The sequence below is a fragment of the Paenibacillus sp. R14(2021) genome (genome assembly GCF_019431355.1).
GTDB lineage: Bacteria > Bacillota > Bacilli > Paenibacillales > Paenibacillaceae > Paenibacillus_Z.
In genome coordinates, this window is sequence record NZ_CP080269.1 from 3,051,457 (window position 1) to 3,072,596 (window position 21,140).

The 21,140-nt window shown below is 56.6% G+C and carries 21 protein-coding genes; 5 read left to right on the forward strand and 16 right to left on the reverse strand.

The annotated features are described in order from the left end of the window. Positions 1 to 148: 148 nt before the first annotated feature. Positions 149 to 2,089, forward strand: a complete 1,941-nt coding sequence (locus tag KXU80_RS14260) for an ABC-F family ATP-binding cassette domain-containing protein (RefSeq protein ID WP_219833938.1) — start codon at positions 149 to 151, stop codon at positions 2,087 to 2,089. Between the two features lie 123 nt (positions 2,090 to 2,212). Here KXU80_RS14260 and KXU80_RS14265 read toward each other — a convergent pair whose 3' ends face one another. From KXU80_RS14265 to KXU80_RS14315, 11 genes are all read right to left on the reverse strand, one after another. Next, positions 2,213 to 2,335 (reverse strand): copper amine oxidase N-terminal domain-containing protein, encoded by a 123-nt coding sequence (locus tag KXU80_RS14265; protein WP_219833939.1) that lies wholly within the window; start codon positions 2,333 to 2,335, stop codon positions 2,213 to 2,215. A gap of 693 nt (positions 2,336 to 3,028) precedes the next feature. Then, positions 3,029 to 3,871 (reverse strand): class I SAM-dependent methyltransferase, encoded by an 843-nt coding sequence (locus tag KXU80_RS14270; RefSeq protein WP_219833940.1) that lies wholly within the window; start codon positions 3,869 to 3,871, stop codon positions 3,029 to 3,031. A gap of 61 nt (positions 3,872 to 3,932) precedes the next feature. After that, a complete protein-coding gene (locus tag KXU80_RS14275; RefSeq protein WP_219833941.1) occupies positions 3,933 to 5,537 on the reverse strand; it encodes a 2-isopropylmalate synthase in 1,605 nt (534 codons plus the stop codon). Positions 5,538 to 6,396: 859 nt separating this feature from the next. Continuing rightward, the gene (gene tsaD, locus KXU80_RS14280; protein ID WP_219833942.1) at positions 6,397 to 7,428 is read right to left on the reverse strand and encodes a tRNA (adenosine(37)-N6)-threonylcarbamoyltransferase complex transferase subunit TsaD; all 1,032 of its coding nucleotides are present in this window, start codon (positions 7,426 to 7,428) and stop codon (positions 6,397 to 6,399) included. Next, positions 7,415 to 7,915, reverse strand: coding sequence for a ribosomal protein S18-alanine N-acetyltransferase (gene rimI, locus KXU80_RS14285; protein ID WP_219833943.1), 501 nt, complete (start codon positions 7,913 to 7,915; stop codon positions 7,415 to 7,417). The genes tsaD and rimI overlap by 14 nt, the downstream gene beginning before the upstream one ends. Then, a complete protein-coding gene (gene tsaB / locus KXU80_RS14290; protein WP_219833944.1) occupies positions 7,902 to 8,735 on the reverse strand; it encodes a tRNA (adenosine(37)-N6)-threonylcarbamoyltransferase complex dimerization subunit type 1 TsaB in 834 nt (277 codons plus the stop codon). The genes rimI and tsaB overlap by 14 nt, the downstream gene beginning before the upstream one ends. A gap of 3 nt (positions 8,736 to 8,738) precedes the next feature. Then, positions 8,739 to 9,221, reverse strand: coding sequence for a tRNA (adenosine(37)-N6)-threonylcarbamoyltransferase complex ATPase subunit type 1 TsaE (gene tsaE, locus KXU80_RS14295; RefSeq protein WP_219833946.1), 483 nt, complete (start codon positions 9,219 to 9,221; stop codon positions 8,739 to 8,741). Further along, positions 9,221 to 10,399: a thiamine-phosphate kinase gene (locus KXU80_RS14300; RefSeq protein ID WP_219833947.1), complete on the reverse strand. Its 1,179-nt coding sequence runs from the start codon at positions 10,397 to 10,399 to the stop codon at positions 9,221 to 9,223. Before KXU80_RS14300 ends, tsaE begins: the two co-directional genes overlap by 1 nt. A gap of 171 nt (positions 10,400 to 10,570) precedes the next feature. Then, the gene (locus KXU80_RS14305) at positions 10,571 to 11,437 is read right to left on the reverse strand and encodes a YitT family protein (RefSeq protein ID WP_219833948.1); all 867 of its coding nucleotides are present in this window, start codon (positions 11,435 to 11,437) and stop codon (positions 10,571 to 10,573) included. 229 nt (positions 11,438 to 11,666) lie between these two features. Continuing rightward, the gene (locus KXU80_RS14310) at positions 11,667 to 11,855 is read right to left on the reverse strand and encodes an H-type small acid-soluble spore protein (protein WP_219833949.1); all 189 of its coding nucleotides are present in this window, start codon (positions 11,853 to 11,855) and stop codon (positions 11,667 to 11,669) included. A 3-nt stretch (positions 11,856 to 11,858) separates the two neighbouring features. Next, positions 11,859 to 12,044, reverse strand: coding sequence for a hypothetical protein (locus KXU80_RS14315; protein WP_219833950.1), 186 nt, complete (start codon positions 12,042 to 12,044; stop codon positions 11,859 to 11,861). Between the two features lie 126 nt (positions 12,045 to 12,170). Between KXU80_RS14315 and KXU80_RS14320 the strand changes: the two genes are divergently transcribed. From KXU80_RS14320 to ligD, 3 genes are read left to right on the forward strand one after another with little or no spacing between them, the layout of a single operon-like run. Further along, on the forward strand, positions 12,171 to 13,109 hold the full coding sequence (locus KXU80_RS14320) for a non-homologous end joining protein Ku (RefSeq protein WP_219833951.1): 939 nt from the start codon (positions 12,171 to 12,173) through the stop codon (positions 13,107 to 13,109). Further along, positions 13,110 to 14,282: an ATP-dependent DNA ligase gene (locus KXU80_RS14325; protein WP_219833952.1), complete on the forward strand. Its 1,173-nt coding sequence runs from the start codon at positions 13,110 to 13,112 to the stop codon at positions 14,280 to 14,282. Then, positions 14,279 to 15,178 (forward strand): non-homologous end-joining DNA ligase, encoded by a 900-nt coding sequence (ligD, locus tag KXU80_RS14330; RefSeq protein WP_219833953.1) that lies wholly within the window; start codon positions 14,279 to 14,281, stop codon positions 15,176 to 15,178. Before KXU80_RS14325 ends, ligD begins: the two co-directional genes overlap by 4 nt. A 137-nt stretch (positions 15,179 to 15,315) precedes the next feature. Here ligD and KXU80_RS14335 read toward each other — a convergent pair whose 3' ends face one another. The 3 genes from KXU80_RS14335 to KXU80_RS14350 all read right to left on the reverse strand — a co-directional run bounded on the left by KXU80_RS14335 (position 15,316) and on the right by KXU80_RS14350 (position 18,791). After that, positions 15,316 to 16,686, reverse strand: a complete 1,371-nt coding sequence (locus KXU80_RS14335) for an oxidoreductase (protein WP_308858091.1) — start codon at positions 16,684 to 16,686, stop codon at positions 15,316 to 15,318. A gap of 63 nt (positions 16,687 to 16,749) precedes the next feature. Beyond that, positions 16,750 to 17,718, reverse strand: coding sequence for an oxidoreductase (locus tag KXU80_RS14345; RefSeq protein WP_219833954.1), 969 nt, complete (start codon positions 17,716 to 17,718; stop codon positions 16,750 to 16,752). Between the two features lie 134 nt (positions 17,719 to 17,852). Beyond that, on the reverse strand, positions 17,853 to 18,791 hold the full coding sequence (locus KXU80_RS14350; protein WP_219833955.1) for an aldo/keto reductase family protein: 939 nt from the start codon (positions 18,789 to 18,791) through the stop codon (positions 17,853 to 17,855). 177 nt (positions 18,792 to 18,968) lie between these two features. Between KXU80_RS14350 and KXU80_RS14355 the strand changes: the two genes are divergently transcribed. Next, complete coding sequence (locus tag KXU80_RS14355) at positions 18,969 to 19,301, forward strand: winged helix-turn-helix transcriptional regulator (protein WP_219833961.1); 333 nt, start codon at positions 18,969 to 18,971, stop codon at positions 19,299 to 19,301. 29 nt (positions 19,302 to 19,330) lie between these two features. Here the strand turns inward: KXU80_RS14355 and KXU80_RS14360 are convergent, their stop codons facing one another. Further along, positions 19,331 to 20,347, reverse strand: a complete 1,017-nt coding sequence (locus KXU80_RS14360) for an HD-GYP domain-containing protein (RefSeq protein WP_219833962.1) — start codon at positions 20,345 to 20,347, stop codon at positions 19,331 to 19,333. Between the two features lie 196 nt (positions 20,348 to 20,543). Then, positions 20,544 to 21,122, reverse strand: coding sequence for an RNA polymerase sigma factor (locus tag KXU80_RS14365; RefSeq protein WP_219833963.1), 579 nt, complete (start codon positions 21,120 to 21,122; stop codon positions 20,544 to 20,546). Between the last annotated feature and the right edge of the window lie 18 nt (positions 21,123 to 21,140).

Below are 21,140 nucleotides of genomic sequence, written 5' to 3' on the forward strand. Positions count from 1 at the left end.
TTATTTAGTTTACCACTGTTGCCCAGATTTCGCCAATAAGCCGGCATTCGATTCCTGCTGCCGAATAGGCGCGGCATATCGCGTTCAAGCACGATTTCATGTAAACTGGTACAAAGGCATTTTCTTAAGGTTGGAGGTAACAAGAACCATGCTTCTTCAAGTTTCCGATGTATCCAAAAGCTATGGCGTAAGCAGCGTGCTGGCGTCGATCACCTTCCAAGTCCAGCCCCGTGAGCGGGTCGGTCTGGTAGGCGTCAACGGAGCAGGCAAATCGACGCTGCTCCGGATTATCGCAGGCGAAATGTCAGCGGATTCCGGCACCATTTATAAATCCAAGGAAACGACAATCGGCTATTTGGCCCAGTCCAGCGGCCTGCAGTCGGACAAAACGATCGAAGCCGAGATGCGAGCCGTATTCGCCTCGCTCATCGATGCGGAGCGCGAGCTTCGCTCACTGGAGCAGCAAATCGCCGATCCCGCGCTGCACGGGGATGCCAAGCAATATGACGCCGTGCTGGACAAGTACGCTAAGCTGTCGGAATGGTTCCGCGAGAAGGGCGGCTTCGAGATGGAGACGCGCATCCGCAGCATTCTGCATGGCATGGGCTTTGGGCATTTTCCTCCGAATACAATCATTTCAACGCTGAGCGGCGGCCAGAAGACGCGCCTCGCTTTGGCCCGGATCCTGCTTCAAGCACCGGACCTGCTGATGCTCGATGAGCCGACGAACTATCTCGACATCGAAACGCTGACTTGGCTCGAGGATTTTCTGCGCGGCTACGAAGGCGGCATTCTTGTCGTTTCCCATGACCGTTACTTCCTTGATGCCGTCGTCGGAACAATCGTGGAGATTGAGCGGCATAACGCCAAACGGTATACGGGCAATTATTCCCGTTTCATTGAAATTAAAGCCGCGGAATACGAAGCCCAGATGAAACAATTCGATAAACAGCAAGAGGAAATCGCAAAACTGGAAGATTTTGTTCAGCGCAATATCGTGCGCGCCTCAACCACGAAACGCGCGCAGAGCAGACGCAAGGCGCTGGATAAGATGGACCGTCTCGACAAGCCCCAAGGTGATCTGAAGAAGGCGCATTTCTCCTTCGAAATCGAGCGTCAGAGCGGCAATGACGTGCTCGACGTCCGTGATTTGTCGATCCAATTCGCCGAGAAAGCCGAGCCGCTCTTCCGCAATGTGACCTTCCGATTGGAACGCGGAGAGAATGTCGCGCTGATCGGACCGAACGGAATCGGAAAATCGACGATGCTGAAGGCGCTTGTCGGCCAGCAGCCTCATGAGCACGGCACTATCCGTTGGGGCACCAATGTCAAAATCGGCTATTACGACCAGGAGCATACGGGTCTGAACCACGGGAACACCGTATTGGAAGAGCTATGGGGCACCTACCCGCACATGGAAGAAGCACGTATTCGTACCGTGCTTGGCAATTTCCTGTTCAGCGGCGACGATGTGAAGAAGCGTATCAGCACGCTGAGCGGCGGCGAACGTGCCCGTGTTTCTCTGTCGAAGCTGATGCTGGCGCAAGCAAACATGCTCATTCTCGATGAGCCCACCAACCATTTGGATCTCTACAGCAAAGAGGTGCTGGAAGCCGCGCTGATCGATTATGACGGTACGCTGTTGTTTATCTCCCATGACCGCTACTTCCTAAATAAGATGGCGGAGCGCATTGTCGAACTGCATCCGGACGGCACCAATCATTTCCTGGGAAATTATGACGAAATGATCCAGAAAAAACATGAAAACGAAGAGATCCTCATGGAAACGCTGTCATTTCCGCAAGGAAAACAGGGAAAACCTACTCCAACACCGGAAACAGCGCCGATTTCCTCCTATGAAGCCGACAAACAGGCGAAGCGTGACGAGCGATCCAGACAGCGTAAGCAGGAACAGCTGGAAAACGACATCGCTCGCTTGGAGAGCGAAATAACGGCGCTGGAAGAGCAGCTTACGGATCCGGAGGTCTACAATGATTACGTTCGTGTCGGCACGATTCAATCCGACATCGATACTAAGAAGGCACAGCTTCAGAGCGTATATGATGCCTGGGAAGAACTGCTCGCGTAGAGGCTGCCTCTGCGGCACAACTGCTATAGCTATAACTCGCAGCTCCGCGTACATGCAAGGAACAAATAAAGGCGCAGCCGTTGAACCGGCTGCGCCTTTTCCTTCTGCATATGAACCCAACTATCATTTAAGGATGAAGCGAAGCGGCAGCTGCGTACGGCCGTCCTTCAGAACGACAGGCGTACCGATTCCCATGCGCTTGCCGTCAAACTCTATGTACGATTTGCCGATGGCGTCCTGCTTCATTCTTCGCCGCCGAACGTTCACGTAATCCACGAAATAGCGGCAGCAAAATACTGAAGCAAAGCATCAAGATGGTAGCTTTCCTCGTAATCCTCTCGTTATCTTCGACTCCTATCGTTCGATTAGGTCCGTTTGTGTTAAACGGCTCTATAGGGTGCGACGGGGCAGATAATTTTGGATTACAGATTACCGGAAAAAAGTTTGCTGTGGGATACTTTCGCAATCTATCCCCCCAATCCACAGGATTATCCACAGCAGTGGATGAATTGTGCGGCAATTCTGGCACCTATTTTGTCGAAAAACATCAATAAATTTACCGTTCATTTATTATTCGATCTTTTGTCCTACGAATGCCGCTTATTTTATTCCCATTATCCACATTATCCACAGCCGGTTTGTGAAAAACTTATTCGACTTTTATTCACATTGTAAATGCCCGAATTTTGCGGGTTTGACCCTCTTTTGCACATTTCCCTTGAATGTTGTGGATAGAACTGTGGACAAGTATCTAATAACAATGTATAAAGGCCAGATTAGAAAAATAGAGCTGTCTCTTACACCCAAAGGGCTTAGAGACAGCTCTTCTCTCTCGCTATTACATTGTGAATTGAAGCACTATCGCACAATACGGCATAGGCTACCCACAATCACATCATGTTTACGACTTCGTGGGTTCACGGCATACTTGAACCTTCACTAAACGCGGCGTCCGATGTACAGCAAATGCGAAGACATGCCGAGAAGCGAAGGGTCCCGCGCCTGCCGGATGAGCAGATCGATCAGCTTCTTGTATGATGCTTCTCCTTTGCTCTCCCAATACTGCCACTCTTCCGGCCTCAGTACCGCCCCTAAGTTCGTAGAACCGATCAGCTCCAACGTTTCAAAACCGTTTGTCGTCATGAAGGGTTCGATCTCGGCCAGCGGGTAGAAATACGCCCCCGTATAGCGACCCGCATCCTCATGGTCGAATCGGCCGTCGGCCATAAAACCCTCCAGCCGCTCTATATTGTTCAAAGGTTTCCAATGCTCCGGCATACGCAGCGCGTTCATCAGCTGATTGGCTCTGCTTCGGAAAGCCACGCAGACAATGCCGCCCGGTTTCACGACGCGGTGCAGCTCGCGCACGGCTTGTATTCTGCTCTGCTCCTCCTGCAGATGATAGAGCGGCCCCATCATGAAAGCCGCATCGAAGCGCTCAGTTTCAAATGAGAAGAGATCACAGGCATCGCGGACATGAAATCCGCCGGAGAATCTTGCCGTTAAGCCTCGCTCCTCCGCCTTCCCCTGCGCAAGCGCAACGAGTGAAGGCGTTAAATCCGTCAGCGTCAGCTCATAGCCGAGAGCGGCAAAGTGCATCGCATATTTGCCAGGACCGGCGCCATTATCGAGTACGCTTCCCGCAGGCGGCAAGTATTGCTTCATATAATGAAGGTTAACCGTGAATTCGAGCGACTCCCAGTCGAGCCGGTTCCATTCCCGCTCACCGAAGCCCGTGTAATAGGTAATTACCGCTTCGCGATTGGCATCTTCATGCTTCATAGCGTCAACCTCCTCGCAGTTGCATGGATTGTTGGAGCTTTGTGACACTGCCTCAGGCTGCTTAGCTCGACTTCGCCTGCTTCTCGTTCTCGCCTTTCACTTCCTGCGTGCTCATTAGCATTTGGTTGCACGCCGCCACGTACGCCTCGGCCGATGCCAAAATAATATCGTTGTGCACAGCCGTGCCCGTGTATCTCCGATTGTTATGCACAATGCTGACAATCGCTTCGCCGCGCGCGTCTTCGCCTGTGGATAAGGAATGAAGCTCCAGATCCTCGAACGCCGCGCCGACCGGAATCGCCTGCTGCAGGCAGTGGATCACCGCTTCAAGCGGCCCTCTTCCCGTTCCCGTCAGCGTGCGCTCTTCCTTGGAATCCCGCTCGCGAATCGTCACTGATGCGATGCGGGAACGCTGCGTGCCAGCCAGTACCTGCAGATCAACCAGCGTATACGGATCATGCTGCGTCTCCGTCGTTTCGCTGGCCAGTCGGACCAGCACGTCGTCCGGTACGATTTTCAGCTCATCTGCTTTTGCAATGAATCGGTTATACACATCCAGCAGCTGCTCCTCGTTTAATTCGATGCCGAATTCCGCGAGACGATGCTTGATGGCATGGCGGCCGGAATGCTTGCCGAGCACGATCATGCTCCGCGGAATGCCCATTGCTTCCGGATCCATAATTTCGTATGTGTTGCGGTTCTTCAGCAAGCCGTCCTGGTGAATGCCCGACTCATGCTGGAAGGCGTTGCGGCCCACGATCGGTTTGTTGTAGGCAATCGGAAAATTCATGGCCCGGCTCACCATGCGCGATGTTTCGTAAATCTCGCCGATCACGATACCCGTCTCCGCGCCGATCGCGGACTTCCGAGTCTCGATCGCCATAACCAGTTCCTCCAGCGAGCAGTTGCCCGCACGCTCGCCGATGCCGTTCACGGTCACTTCAATTTGCGTGGCGCCTGCGGAAATCGCGGCCAGACTGTTCGCCACCGCAAGTCCCAGATCGTTATGGCAGTGCGCGCTGTACTGCACTTTATCGCCGCCGCGCGCTCCCGCTCTGACCGATCGGAACAATTCGCCGTACTCCTCGGGCAGCGCATAGCCAAGCGTATCCGGCAAATTAATGATCGTGGCGCCTTCAGCGATAACCGCCTCCACCATCTCGATGACGAAATCGCGCCCCGACCGGCTCGCATCCATCGGCGAAAACTCGATTTCGTCGACAAACTGCTTGCCGTAGGCAACCATTTCGCGGGCGATGGCCAGCACCTGCTCGCGGGATTTCTTCAGCTGGAAGTCCAGATGAATATCGGACGCGGAGATAAACAGATGCAGCCGGCGTCGGGCCGCGTCCATCGTTGCCTGAACCGCGGCATCAATGTCGCCTTTGATGGCGCGGGCGAAGCCGGTAATTTCAACGCCCTGCAGCTCGCGGGAAATTTGCTGCACAGCGGCAAACTCGCCTGGGCTCGAGATCGGGAAGCCCGGCTCAATAATATCGATGCCCAGCTTCGCCAGCTGGCGGGCGATGACGATTTTCTGCTCCGGACGCAGCGTTGCGCCCGGCGACTGCTCGCCGTCGCGAAGCGTTGTGTCGAAGATGCGGATGATTTTGCCTGCAGGCTGGACGATCGTGCCGGCATTTACGTTCGAATGGGAAGCTGTCATGGGATATACCCCTCCTGATTATTGGTTTCTGAATACAGAAAAAGCCCGCCGTCTCTTGATCAATCAAGAGACGACAGGCTTATTAGGCATGCCGCGGTACCACTCTCGTTGCCCGAACGCTGCACGTCCGGACCCGCTTAAGCATCCAGCACCGGGCGATAGCGCCAGCACTAGCTGCACCTGATGACGGGGGTTAGCCGTAACGGGGTACCCGCGAAGCCGCCCTTGTCCGGATGGACCTTGACGTTCGTTCGCGTTCCCTCGTTCCGCTCCCAGGCGAGTTCGGATCTCCTTCGGCTGCGTCGCACCGTCTCGCAGCTCTCTGACTTCCCGGATGAATCCTACTGCTCCTGTTCTTCGCGTTGTCCTTATATACTCGCATCGTTAATGTTTGACTTCGTCAATAACCACTTCGTATACCTCGAAGCCCGCCGGTCAGCCTTCCGAAAAAATCAAAAAAGCCTGCCGTCTCTATTTGCAAGAGACGACAGACTGTATAGTCCGGCGCGGTACCACCCTTGTTGACGCAGCCCGAAGAGCGGCGTCCACCTTAAGCATGACAAGCGACTCTAGAAATCGAAGCCATGCACCCGATCACGGCGGCTAACCGTAACGACGTACGCGAGTTTCCATCAGCCTTGGCCTTCGGCCGTCACTGAAACCCATTCCGCCGTTCCGCTCCCAGGCGAGGTTCAAGCTGCCATCGACTGCGTTGCACCAACCCGCAGCTCTCTGTTGTTCCCGGCGTTCGCTCTACTGCTCCTGTTCGTTGCGTTTCGTAGATTGAAGTGTTGTTGCTTATTATATGCGCACGTAAATCGTCTGTCAATTCTGATTTTGCAAAAATCGGAAATCGCGGCTAGACCGACCACTCTTCCAGCGACAGCCCCGGCTCGGCTTTCATATCGAGCTCGGTAAACGCGCCGCGCGTCCATTTCAGATGGGCCGCCGCGCCGATCATCGCCGCGTTATCGGTACAAAGCACTAGCGGCGGAATTAGCAGCGGAATACCTTCCTCCATGCAGCGCGCGGTGAGCGTCGAACGCAAGCCGCCGTTCGCGGCAACGCCGCCGCAGAGCAGCAGCTGCTTCGCGCCGAATTCCCGCACGGCACGCAGCGCCTTCGTCACCAGCACGTCGATGACGGACGCTTGAAACCCGCGGGCGAGCGCCGCTTGGCGTATCGTTTCGCCCTTCATCGTGGCGGAATTGATGCTTGCAAGGACGGCCGACTTCAAGCCGCTGAAGCTGAAATCATAGGAATCGGGCTCCAGCCAAGCACGAGGCATTGGAATCTCGTCCTCCGCTTCCTGTGCCAGCCGATCGATGTGCGGACCTCCCGGATACGGAAAATGCAGCGTCCGCGCCACTTTATCGTAGGCTTCCCCAACCGCGTCATCCCTTGTGCGCCCAATAATGCGGAACTTCCCTTCGCTCTCGAGCAGAACAAGCTCCGTATGGCCGCCTGAGGCAACGAGTGCAAGACACGGGTATTTCAGCTCATGTACGAGCTGGTTGGCGTAGATGTGGCCCGCGATATGATGCGTGCCGATGAGAGGCAAATTCAGCGCCATTGCCAGGCCTTTGGCTGCGACAATCCCAACAAGCAGCGCGCCGACAAGGCCCGGTCCCTGCGTCACCGCGATGGCCGACAGGTCGCGAAATGTCACGTCGGCCTCGGTCAGCGCCTGCTCCATAATCAGCGTGATCGACTCCACATGCTTGCGCGACGCGATCTCCGGCACAACGCCGCCGAATCGGCGGTGCGTCTCGATCTGGCTGGAAATCACGTTTGATAAAATATGTTTGCCGCCGCGAATAATCGCCACAGATGTTTCGTCACAGCTTGTCTCTACGGCGAGAATAAGTTCATTGGTTTCATTTGTCGTCATACAACTGCTCCACTTCAGCGGACACCGGCAGCTCCGCCCACATGATAAGGGCATCCTCCATATTGTCCGAATAATAGCCGGGGCGGATGCCCGACGGCTCGAATCCCAGCTTCTTGTACAACCGCTGGGCAATGCTATTGCTGACGCGCACTTCAAGCGTCATTCGGCGCGAGCCGAACATAACGGCGGTACGCTGCAGCTCCACCATCAGCCGTTCGCCGAGACCTTGTCCGCGATAAGGCTCGCGCACCGCGACATTCGTCACATGCGCTTCGTCCATAATCGTCCACATGCCTGCATAGCCGATAATACGCCCGTCTAGATCCATGACCATATAACGCGCAAAATGATTGTTGGTCAGCTCATTGACGAACGCCTCTTCGGTCCACGGCGTCGCGAAGCTCTCCAGCTCGATCGCAACGATCGTTGGCACGTCATCGAGTGTCATCGAACGAAAAACAAGTTGGTTCACGTCAATTGGCGTCATCGTTTACGGCTCCTTCCGCAGCGGCTTGCAGCGCGATTTTCTCCTGCAGCTTCACTTCCGCTTCCGTCAGCTGCGTGTAATTCGGGCTAAACGTGTGCACATCGTCGAATGCCCCCGCAGCTATGCGCTTCGCACCCAGCGCGGCGACTGCCGTACCTTCAAGAAGCGCCGGAATAAGCCGTACATCAAGCTCCGCGCACAGCTCTTGCAGTCGCTTCCCTTCCGCTTCGTGCTGCGGCAGCTCGCCGACGATCCAGATCGATGCCGGACGAGATGCCGCGTCCGCCTGGCGAACGCCCGCAGCGAGCTCGTCCACCCAATCGTGTATCAGGCGAATGCCGTCGGGCGCGAGCCGCGTCCAGCTGCCAGCTGCTTTCGACGAAGCGAAAGAAGCCGTGTACACCTGTCCGCGCCTGGCGTCCATGATCGGGATGATCCAGACCGGCTGGCTGATGCCAGCTTCATCGGGCTGCTGCACGCCGTAAGCCAGTGCCTCCAAGCTGGAAATGCCGACAAGCGGCTTCTGCCATACCCAGGCTAAGGTTTTGCCTAGCGATACCGCAATGCGCATGCCCGTGTAGGAGCCCGGACCTCTTCCAATCGCAATGCCGTCCAGCTCCTCCGGCTTCACGCCGCTCTCTGCAAGCATGGTCTGCACGACCGACACCGTATGCACGGAATGATTGCGCTCTGCGAGCGACTGAACCTCCCGCAGCACCTCGCCGCCGCGTACGAGCGCAGCCGCCAATGCCGCCGTCGACGTATCGACCGCAAGCACGAGCGGTCCGTTATGGCCGCCCTCCGTTGTATGTTCATTCATGGCTTACTTGGCTCCCATTCCCTGTAATTGCCGGCACCACGCCGCATACCGCGGGCCGATCCCGGTAATCGTGATTCGCCGTGCTTCTCCGCCCAAATGCGTGATGTACATTTGAAGCCGCTCCGGCGGCAGCAAGGCCTCGATTAGACTGGCCCATTCCACGATCGTCACCCCGTCGCCGAAGAAATAATCGTCGAGTCCCAGCTCGTCCGCTTCCTGCTCCGAAAGCCGGTATACATCCATATGGTAGAGCGGCAGCTGCGCGCCGCGATATTCCTTAATAATCGTAAACGTCGGACTGTTCACGATGCCAGGCACGCCGATTCCGCGGGCGTACGCTTGCGAGAACCGCGTCTTGCCCGCGCCGAGATCGCCGTCGAGTGCCAGCACCGTTCCGGGCTCTGCCCAACCGGCAAGCATCTCTGCCAACCGTATCGTGTCGGACTCGCGTTCCGCCGTCCATACGAGCTCTATGCTATCCTTCATCAACAACGCTCCTGACCGCCAAAATGATTATACCCGCGCTTCACAAGCGGCTCGCGCCGCGAAGCGGCGGAGCTGCCGCGTCCGTCACTGCCGTTTCCGCGGCCTTCAAGGTCGCGGATCAGTTCAACGGCGGGAGGACCCTGCCCCGCCTCGCCGATAAAGAACATCGGCAGGCCCGCCGCTTCCAGCTCGGCCTTCGCGGCAGCCGCATCCTCGGCAGCGATCGTGCCGAGCAGCACGTAGTCTTCGCCGCCGTAAAGGATCCACTCCAGCGGATCCTTGCCGACGCGATGCGCGTAAGCGGTCATGCTGCCGCTCTTCGGCAGCATGGACTCGCGGAGCGCGAGCGTCACGCCCGAAGCCTCGGCGATTTCCCAGGCTTCGCTGGCCAGTCCGTCGCTGACGTCATTCAGCGACGAGACCGTGCCGCGCGCGGCAAGCAGCGCCGCCGCGCGGACGGAAGGCGCCGGCCGGCGGTGCGCCAGCACCAGCGCCGCCGTGCCGGCCGCCTCTGCCGCGGCCAGCGGCACGGGCCCCGGCTGCGTGCTTGCCGCAGCCGGCGGCTCCTGCGGCGGCGGCATATCCGCGCCGCCGCCTACGCTCGGCTGCGCCGAAGGGGCCTCGCCGGCGGCGAGCAAGAAATGCAGACCGGCCGCGGACATCCCCGCAGCGCCGGTCACGAACACGGCGTCGCCGGGCTGCGCCCCCGCGCGGCGGATCGCCTTCCCGGCCGGGGCGGTGCCCACGACCGTAACGGCCACGACCAAGTGCAGCGGCGACGATGTCGTATCGCCGCCAACGACCGCGACGCCGTAATGCCCGGCGCACGCGTACAGCCCGTCGTACAGCCGGCGCACGCGCTCCGGCCCCCACGATCTCGGCACGCTGACCGATACCAGCGCGTGCCGGGGCTCGCCGCCCATTGCCGCGATATCGCTCACATTCGCGGCAAGCGCCTTCCATCCGATGTCTTCCTCCGTCATCGTTGCGTCGTTGAAATGGATGGTCTCCACCATCGTGTCGACCGCCAGCAGCCATTCCAGTCCGCCGGCTTCGCCCGGCGGCTGCCCGATAACTGCGGCATCGTCGCCGATGCCGAGCACAACGCCCTGCGCTTCCAGCAGCGACGGGCTCTGACGGCGCTCCGTCCAATGACGGATACGCGCAAACTCGTCCACCTGACAACCTCCCGCGGCTGTTTCTCTCGCAGCCCTCTAATTGACCTTATTATATCGGTCAGCCCGCATACCCGCAACAAATGAGGCAAGGCTGTGCTTATCCCGCACTGCCTTGCCTCTATTTTTGCCCGCCAGCCGTTCATGCAGACGCTTCTGCCCGCCAGTCTAAGGTTAGTGAATATCCCGCTTCTTGAAGCGGCCGCCTTTCACATCGTGAATGTTGCCAACGGCGAGGAAGGCAGCAGGATCCAGCTCCTGCACGATCGATTTCATCTTCGCCTCTTCCAATCGCGTGATGACGCAGAAGATGACGCGTTTCACCCCGCCGGAGTAAGCGCCTTCGCCTTGCAGATACGTCACGCCGCGGCCCAGCCGATTCATGATGGCATCGCCGATCTCCTTCGCTTCCTCGCTGATGATCCAGACCGACTTCGACTGGTCGAAGCCCTCCAAAGTGACATCGATCATTTTGAATGCGATGTAGTAGGCAATCAACGAGTACATCGCGCTGTCCCAAGAGAAGACGAAGCCCGCGCTGCCGAGAATGAATAAATTGAAGAACATGACGATCTCGCCGACGGAGAAGGGTGTTTTCTTCGTGAATAGAATCGCGATGATTTCCGTACCGTCCAGCGAGCCGCCGAACCGGATGACGAGACCGACCCCGATCCCGAGAATGACTCCGCCGATAACGGGCGCGAGGAAGGTGCTGTACGTGAGTGCTTGCACGGGATGCAGCAGCGTCGTGCCGATCGACATCACCGATACGCCGTATAACGTAGATAGGGCAAACGTCTTACCGATTTGCTTATAACCGATAATGAGAAACGGAACGTTAAGCAAGAACAAGAAGAGGCCGAGAGGCACGTGCGTGACTTTGGACAAAATAATCGATATCCCGACAATGCCGCCGTCGATGATATTGTTCGGAACGAGAAATATTTCAAGAGCAACCGATACGAGCGCCGCACCGATCGTAATAAATACGATCCGCCGCAGCAGTTCAAGCTTTGTGATCTTATAATGCTGTTTCGCCATATCTTCTCCCCCTTAATGCTGAATGGCTAAATTTCAGCTTCTTCTTCCATTATAACGGAAATTAGCTCAATTACAAAATGAAACCGCTTATTATCGCGTTCTTTTTAATACTTTAATCGCGTTATCTTCAATTATCATTCAATTCTTACATGCATTCTCTCGACTGTCGGAGCAGCGGCAGCAAAAAAGAACCCCAAGCACCTGCGGTGCCTGAGGTTCTGAACGGGTCTTACTCTTCGCCTTCTTCTTTCAGGCGGTCGATCGAAACAGTCAGCGTATTGAGCGGGTCTGAGCCTACCTGCACCGTCGCCATACCGTTCGTTTCATCCACGTTCTCGATCCAGACGGAATCTTCGCCCAGTTGAACGGCGAACGTGTCCTTCGAGTTGTAAATCTCCATTGCGCGCTGCGTCTTCATGTCCTACTCCTTCGCTTCGATCTCCATCGTATCCGTCGTGGTTTCTTCAATTAACCCGTTGTCCAAGGTGACTTGGCCGCCGCCCAAGCCTTCATTCACCATTCGGTCGATATCCATAAAAAAATCATCGCGGCCTTCGTGTTTCTTGTCATTACTCGATCCCGTCGGGGAATTGCCGGCCTCAATCATTTCAACACCTCCTTATGATGATTGATTGTTGTGCTACCCGAAAATATGCCCGAAAGGGCTTAACTTCATGCACTTGGGGAACACTAGGAGTAAATAAAGCGCCATCCAAAAGGAGAGGACCCGATTATGCATACCGTTTGGAAAGGGGCCGTCAGCTTCGGTCTCGTGCATGTGCCCGTTAAGATGTTTTCCGCCACGGAGGACAAGGATATTTCGATGAAGCTGATCCACCGGACGTGCGGCAGCAACGTTTCCTACATCCGCAAATGCCCAACCTGCGAGGTCGAGGTCGAATGGGACGATATCGTCAAAGGCTATGAATACGAGAAAGGCCGTTACGTCTTGTTCGAGAAGGACGAGCTGGAGCAGCTGTCGGGGGAAGTCACGAAGACAATCAACATTCTGGACTTCGTCGCGCTGGAGGAAATCGATCCCGTCTATTTTCAGAAAACCTACTACCTCTCACCCGACCAAGCAGGCAGCAATGCTTATAACCTGCTGCTCGAAGCGATGCGCCAGTCGGGGCGAATCGGTATCGCCAAGGTATCCATCCGTTCCAAGAGCTCGCTCGCGGCCATTCGTATCATTGACGACTGCCTGGCCATGGAAACGATTTTCTACCCCGACGAAATCCGGCCCGTCAGCCTAGTACCCGGGCTCCCGGAAAGCGTCAATGTGAACGAGAAGGAACTGATGATGGCCCGGATGCTCATCGAGCAGCTGTCCACTCCCTTCGAACCGGCCAAATACACCGACGATTACAGAACGAGACTGATGGACCTCATCCAGCATAAGATTACAGGCGAGGAAGTATCGATTGCGCCCGAGCAGCAGCGGACGAACGTGCTCGATCTTATGGCGGCGCTTCAAGCCTCTCTGGAAGCGGTCAAGCTGGCGCCGGACGCGCCGGGCGGACTCGATACGGGTACCGCGGCGCCAGCGGCCGCCTATACGAGTTCGGAGCAGGCGGGTTCCGATGGGGTAAGCGGCAGTGACGGGGCAGCGACAACCAAGGTAAAAACACCCCGCGCGCGCAAACCGAAGAAAGAAGAAACGGTGTCGTAAATGGAGCATTGGTCGGAAACCTCGCCCGAGCAGCTGCAACCGCACGCCGGGCTTGCAGCCGAAGATTTCGCCATCCCGCTTCCAGCCGAGCCCATGGCTCCCGTCTCTGCAGAAGAGCTTCCAGCCGGCGACGATTGGGGCTATCAGCTGAAATGGGACGGAGTTCGCATACTAGCCCGGCTGAATGGGCACGGGCACGTGGAGCTGTTCTCGCGCAAGCTGTATTTGAAGAACGGTACGTATCCCGAAATCAAAGGACTGCTGGAATCGAAGGCCGCCGCGCTCGGCTCCTGCTTGCTTGACGGCGAGATCGTCTGGTGGGACGGCGTGCGGCCGAGCTTCCAGCATGTGCTGAAACGGGAAAGGTCCCGCGGCCTCCGGCAGCCGCTGCCCCCGCAAGCGGACCAGCCGCAGACGGTACGCCCCGCTCCAGTGCAGGCGATGCCGGCGGAGGCTGGTTCGGTACCCCCCGATCCCGCCGGAGTGCAGAACGTGGAGCTGCTTGATAGCTCTTCCGTTCCTGCCCAGCCTTCAAGCGTATCGCATGCTTTGGCCAAACCGGGCGGCGCACTCGTCTATGTGCTCTTTGATCTGCTCGCCGACGAGACCGGTGATCTGCGTCAGCTTCCCTATAAGGAGCGCCACCTCAGGCTAACTGCCAAATGCGCTGCGATATCCGGCGATCCCCGGCTGCTTGTCACCGATTTGTTTCAAGACGGCGAAGCGCTCTGGGATTGGGTTGAACGCAGCGGCTGGGAGGGCGTCGTGAGCAAGCGGCTGTCTAGTCCTTACCGTGAAGGCAAGAAGCACCGCGACTGGCTGAAGAAAAAGACAGCGATTATGTTGGACGTCGATATCGTCGGATTGAAGTGGCGTGGCGGCATCATTGCTAGTCTCGTCATGGAGTATGAAGGCGATTATCTCGGCAGCGTATCGCTTGGCCTAAACGAAGCGCTCCGCAAGGTGCTAGCTGCCACGTTCCGTCCGCAGCATTCGCATCTCGCCGTCGTCGCCTGTCCGTTTGCGGCAGTCCCTGAGGATCTGAAGCGCGAGAACGTGCAGTGGCTGTCGATGCCGTTCCGTTGCCGGGTTACGGGGCTGGAGCGCACGTCCGCCGGGCAGCTGCGCCATCCTAAGCTGGTCACTTTCCTCCCGAAGGAGGGCTTGTCTTGAGCCGCGCTGTGAAAGGCACCATTCTTATCGAAGGGCATGAGCTGACCGTCACCAATCCCGAGAAGCTGCTCTGGCCGGAGATGGGCATCACGAAGGCGATCTTCCTGCAGCGGCTCGCCGCACTGTCTCCTTGGCTGCTGAAGCACTGCCAGGACCGGCTGCTGACAACGATCCGGTTTCCCGACGGCGTGACGGGAAAATCCTTCTATCAGAAGAACTGTCCCTCTCCCGCACCGCCGTTCGTGGAGACCGTAACAAGAGAAGCGATCTCCTACGTCAAGCTTGCTTCCCTGCCGGTCCTGCTTTGGCTCGGCAATTTGGCTTGCCTGGAATATCACGCTTCCTTTGACCGGGTCAGCGATCCACCGCATCCTACGGAATGGGTGCTCGATCTCGATCCTTCTTTGGAGGAAGAGCCGCGGATCATGGAAGCTGCCCTTATAGCGGGAGACTTGCTGCGCTCGCTCGGCATCCCTTCCACGCCTAAGACCTCCGGCGCCACCGGCGTTCAGCTCATTGTGCCCCTGGTGCAGGAGCTGACCTTCGACGAGCTGCGACGCATCGGCGAATTCGTTGGCACCTATCTGGCGGACAAGCACCCGAAGCTGTTCACGGTGGAGCGGCTCAAGAAGCATCGGGGCGACCTCATCTACGTCGATTATTTGCAGCATTACCAAGGCAAGACGATCATCGCCCCCTATTCGCCGCGGGCACGCGCGCGCGCCAGTGTCTCCACGCCGCTTCACTGGGACGAAGTGCGCCGCGGGGCGGCAATCACGGACTATCACCTGCTCAATATCGAAGCGCGTCTGCAGCGTGAAGGCGATCTGCTGGACCTCGTTCCGCCGCAGTCGCTGCGGTCGATTCTTACGTTTATCACCAGCGGCAGAAGGTGAACGGCCTTTGGACCAGATTGAGTCCTGAAGTTCGGACCGCCTTGCTCGCTTCCTGCAAAAAAGGCGTTCCGAATATCATGTTCGGAACGCCTTTATACATGCTTATTATAACGAGGCTCAGCTTCTGGCTGGTTCGCTCATGCGAGCGTTACGCCCATGTCGAACGTAACGCCTGTCATCGACTCGCTGAGCTTCCAAAGCCGCTCCGCCAAGCCCGGGTCCACCGCCCACGGAAGTACGCCGGCCATCACTTGGCCGAGTCCCTGCAAAGCTTCTCCCGGAATGATGTTTGCAATATCGCAATCCATGCAATACACCCCGCCTTTGCCTTCAAGCTGCGGGCTCGCCGCGCACCACACGCTCGTCGCCGCTCCCTGCGCTGTGGACTTGAATTCGCCGCTTGCCGCGTTCTTCTCTTCCTCCGACAAGTGACGCACCAAATCGGTCATGATTCTCCCAGGATGAACGGAGAAGGCACGGACACCATGCGTATAGCCTAAACGGTCGAGCGCTACGGCAAAGAGCGCATTGGCCGATTTGGATTGGCCGTAAGCCTTCCATTTATCGTACGCCTGACGCTCAAAGTTAGGATCTTCGAAATCGACGCCTCCGAAACGAACGCCGGTTGACGAGACGGAGACGACTCGCGCATGCCCAGCCTGCTTCAACGCGGGCCACAGACGTGCCGTTAACTGGAAGTGCCCCAAATGATTAGTCGCGAATTGAGATTCATAGCCGCGCGCATCGCGCACAAGCGGCGGTGCCATGATACCCGCGTTATTGATGAGCATATCCAGCTGCCGGCCGGTTCCCAAGAAACGCTGCGCGAACGCGTCGATGGAAGCCGGCTCGAACAGATCCAGCTCCTCCAGCTCCACGCGCGGAATGCCTGCAATCGAAGCGCTGGCTTTGCTCGGCGTACGCACGGGCACAATAACGGTTGCCCCTGCCTCAGCGAGCGCGCGTGTCGTCTCAAGGCCGACGCCTGAATATCCCCCTGTCACGATGGCGATTCGGCCGCTTAAATCCTGTCCCGCCAGTACTTCGCTCGCCGTTGTGCCTGCACCGAAGCCTGATGAAATCGGCTCCTGTGCGGTTATCGTATAACCGCGGCTTCCTTCCAGCATGCCATCTCCTCCTAATCCCGATCGCGCCATCAATGCTTCAAAATGATTGAGCTTATAGCTCATCTCTTGCAGCGTCGCATTGATATCCTCTGCCTGCGCCTCGATTTCTTGTTTGTGCTTGTGAAGGATGGTATAGCACGCCTCGTAATTTTGAGCTGCCGCCAGTGTCAGATACCGCTCGATATCCTTAAGCGGCATATGCGTCCTTTTAAGTCTTGCAATAAATGTGAATCGATTAAGGGCAAGCTGGTCATATTCCCGTTGACCGTTACCTGTGCGCTTCGCAGGCGGCATGAGCCCGATTTTCTCGTAATACCGAATGGTATCGTAGCTGAGACCTGTACGCTTCGAGATATCTGCAATTGAAAATATCGTTTCCATGGATCACCTCTGTCAATCTATTGTCTCCGGCCGATCGCGAAATTACCACTTTCCTGCTTTCACTTATGCTTCGAACTTTACACCGGTCATCGCTTCGCTCAGCTTCCACAGCCGCTCCGCGAAGCCGGGATCGACTGCCCACGGCAGTACGCCGGTCAGCATTTGCCCAGTCCCCTGCAGCGTAAACTCGGGCATGATCTCGGCGATGTCGGCATCCAAACAGTACACCCCGCCTTTGCCTTCAAGCTGCGGGCTCGCCGCACACCATACGCTCGTCGCGGCTCCTTGTTCGGTCGTTTTGTATTCCCCGCCAATCGCAAGCTCGTCCTTCGTCAAGAATCGTCCCAGATCGGTCATAATCCGGCCGGGATGGACCGAGAAGGCACGAACGCCATGCGCATGGCCCAGACGGTCAAGCTCGACAGCAAACAGCGCATTAGCGGATTTGGACTGACCATACGCCTTCCATTTCTGATACGTTTGATGCTCGAAGCTCGGATCGTCAAAATCAACGCCTCCAAAGCGGACGCCTGTCGAGGAGAGCGAGACAACCCGCGCGCTTCCTGCTTGTTTCAACGCCGGCCATAAGCGTACTGTTAATTGGAAGTGGCCCAGATGATTCGTCGCGAATTGGGATTCGTAGCCGCGCGCGTCGCGCTCAAGCGGCGGTGCCATGATACCCGCATTGTTGATGAGCATATCCAGCTGCCGGCCCGAGTCCAGAAACCGCTTCGCGAATGCGTCAATGGAAGCCGGATCGATCAGATCCAGTTGTTCCAGCTCTACGCCATGGATATCGGCAATCGCAGCACGCGCTTTCTCAGGCGAACGAACGGGGGCGATGACTTTCGCCCCGGCTTCTGCCAACGCCCGAGTTGTCTCAAGTCCAAGACCGGCGTATCCGCCGGTCACAATCGCAATTTTGCCGCTTAGATCAAGACCTTCCAGCACCTCTCGTGCAGTAGTTGTCGGACCAAAGCCCGACGAGATCGGCTCCTGCGGTGTAGCTCTATAGGGTTGATTCGGCTGCATATTCAAAATTCCTCCTCGTTGTTGTGGTACATATCTTACCTCTGCATGCTAGCCCATGGAGTCAACTCCATGTCAAGCGCCACAAAAAAAAGACCGGCACCGAGTGCCGATCTGTTTAAGGATAAACTGCCTGCTTACGCCAAAACCTTCTCGATCCGCTCCTGCACATCCGTGCTCAGCACGATGCCGGATGCTTTGACATTCTCCACGACCTGCTCCGGACGGCTTGCGCCGACCAGCGCGCTCGCCACGTTCGGCTGACGAAGAATCCAGGCCAAGGCTAAATTGCCCGTGGAAATTTCCAGCTCCGACGCGATTTCGGACAAGGCGCGCACTTTCGCGAGTTTCTCTTCCGTAATCCCTTTGCGCATCCACTCCAATTTATTGGCGCGGCTGTCTGCCGGAATATCCGCAAGCGTCGTGTACTTGCCCGTCAACAAGCCTTGCGCGAGCGGAGAGAAGACGACCTGACCGATGCCGTTCTTCTCGCCGTATGGAATGACTTCTTTCTCGATATAACGATCGAACATGTTGTAGACTGGCTGGCTGACGACGATGCGGTCCAGCAGATAGCGGTCGGCTGTCGCAAGCGCATCCGCCATTTGCGAGGCTGTCCATTCGCTGACGCCCGCATAGAGCACCTTGCCGGAGCGAATCAGATCGTCAATCGCGCGGAGTGTCTCCGTAAGCGGTGTTTCCGCATCATAACGGTGGCAGTAGAAAATATCCACATATTCCGCGCCGAGGCGCTTCAAGCTGGCGTTGCACTGCTCGATGACGTGCTTACGGGACAAGCCGCGGTCATTGGGGCCATCGCCCATCGGCCAGAAAGCCTTCGTCGCGAGCACGTAAGAATCGCGCTTATAGGCCTTCAGCGTCTCGCCGAGCAGCACTTCCGCCGCGCCTCTCTCATACACGTTCGCCGTATCGAAGAAGTTAACGCCGAGATCATAGGCTTTCTCGATCGCCTGCACCGCATTTTGCTTCTCTACGTAACCGCCATATGTAAGCCAGCTGCCCAGACTGATTTCACTCACTTTAAGTCCGCTTCCGCCCAGTTTTCGATAATTCACTTGATTACCTCCCGAGAGTAAAAGTATCGTTCGAAGACAAGCTCGGCCTATCCAAGCCTAAAGCCTATTCTAAATCGACGCTTATCATTTGGAAAGTAGTGAAAAAATCCTCATTATATGATACGAATTATATCTGCTATACTGGAAGTAACTACGAATTATGGAGGCGATGACGCAATGACGCTAAGCAATTACATTCCGAAGGAACCTGCCATTATCGAATGCAATATTGAGAAAACCTTAGATGTCATCGGCGGAAAGTGGGCCTTTCTCGTGCTGCGGGAGCTGTTCTGCGAGAAACGCCGGTTCGGCGAGCTGCAGCGGCTGATTCCGAATGTCAGCCCGAGAGCGTTGACGAGTACGCTCCGCCACCTGGAAAGCCAAGGCGTCCTTGAGCGGCATGTTTTCCCGACCGTCCCCGTCACCGTTGAATATTCCCTTACGCCGAAGGGCGTTGACTTGCACTGCATATTGCACGAGATGAAGCTGTGGGCGGCCAAGTGGACCTAATGCTTATCGCGAGCAGTAATTGACCCTCTCTACAGCCCGATTATCTGCTTGATTTGCAGCTTGCGTTGGGAGGAGAGGTCAATGAACTCTTCGCCGACCTTAATCAGCGGCGCTTCCTCGTCATGCGGATTGATGAACACGATTTCGCCGACCCGATCATCGGTCAGGACGACCTTCTGTCCGACCAGCTTCGTCGTGATGTTGTCCAGAAACACGGATACGATATGCGGATCCAGCTGACCGAAATACCCGTCGCGCAGCTGGCGGACGACTTCGTAGAACGGCAGTGCTTTATGGTACGGCCGGTCGGAAGACATGGCGTGGAATATATCCGCGACGGCCACGATTTTACTGAACATGTCGATGGCGTCGGAAGCAAGTCCAAGCGGGTACCCTCGTCCATCCTCGCGCTCGTGATGCTGCAGGGCAACGAGCGCGGCGCGGTAGCTGATATCCGGCGTCCGCTTCAATAGCTCGTAGCCGTAGATGGCGTGCTTCTTCACGATTTCAAATTCCTCGTCCGTCAGCTTGCCGGGTTTATTAATGATTTCGGGCGGGACCTTTACCTTCCCGACGTCATGCAAAGTGGCAGCAAGCGTAAGCGCTGTCAATTCTTCCCCATCCATGCCCAGCCATTTGCCGATCATCGTCGAGAGTACGCCCACGCCAATATTATGCTGGTACGTATAATCTCCCTGCGCCTTAACCGCTTCAAACAGTTCAAAAATATTAGGATGCTTCGCGACGCTTTGAACCGCCGGAATGACTTCCGTCTGCAATTCCTTCATCGGAATTTCGCCCGATTCCCGGATCGATTCATACAGCGCTTTCGCGCGTTCCACGACTTGGCTGACAGCGGCGCGCGGCGTCTTGGCCTGAGGCGGCGTATGTTCGATGATATCTCGCTCGATGGAAATGAAATCAACGTTATGCTTCTCAAGAAGCTCGACATGCTCTTCCCGAAGGACGATGCCAGCCGGAAGCACGGTTACGCCAAATGCATTTACTACATCATGTTTTACGATTTTTCCTATAAATTGTCGCATAGCGCCTCCGCCAAAAGTTGTACTTTTTATAATTTCCAAGGAAAATCTTTACTGTATGCATATACAATACCATGATCGTACAGCTATTGTCCTATGGAATTGATTTACAACGCTCATAAATAGTCATAAGGAACTACTTAATCCGCGCACAGCTATAAAAACAGGGCTCCTTTGGCATCAAAGGAGCCCTCTCCATTTACAATTCACCGGTCATTAAGGCCGATGTCCAGCGATCAAGGAAATACGACAGCTGCGCACTCTTGCGCTTCACGGCACGGCTGCGGGAACTTGGCGGCTCGGATGGAACCGCTCGTTTGCGCAGTGCGGATTTACAGCGGTGCAGTACCATTTTGACCGCTGGAACGGTGCATTGCAGCGAATCCGCAATGTCCTGGTAGGTGTAGTCGAAGACCTCCGCCAGCAGCAGCATCTCCATCTCCCGTTCCGATAGATGCTCCGTGACCCATTCGAGCAGCCCCCGCACGGAGGCATAGTCGGCGTCATAATGCGGCTGTGTGAGCGCTTCGTCAAGTGGCACGGTGATGCCGCGCCGCCTGCGGTGCGCATCGATATGCACGTTGCGGGCGATCTTATAGAGCAGCGATCGAGGGTGTCGCAGGTTCCCCGTATCCCGGTAATGCTTGAACGCCCGAAGCAGCGCTTCCTGCAGCAAATCCTCCGCCTCCCATTGTGAAGACGTGAGATACCCGCAATAAGCCCGCACTTGCTTCAAATGCGGCGTAACGGCTTCCTCGAACTCGGTCCACGGCTTCATGCTTTCGCCCCCCTAGCT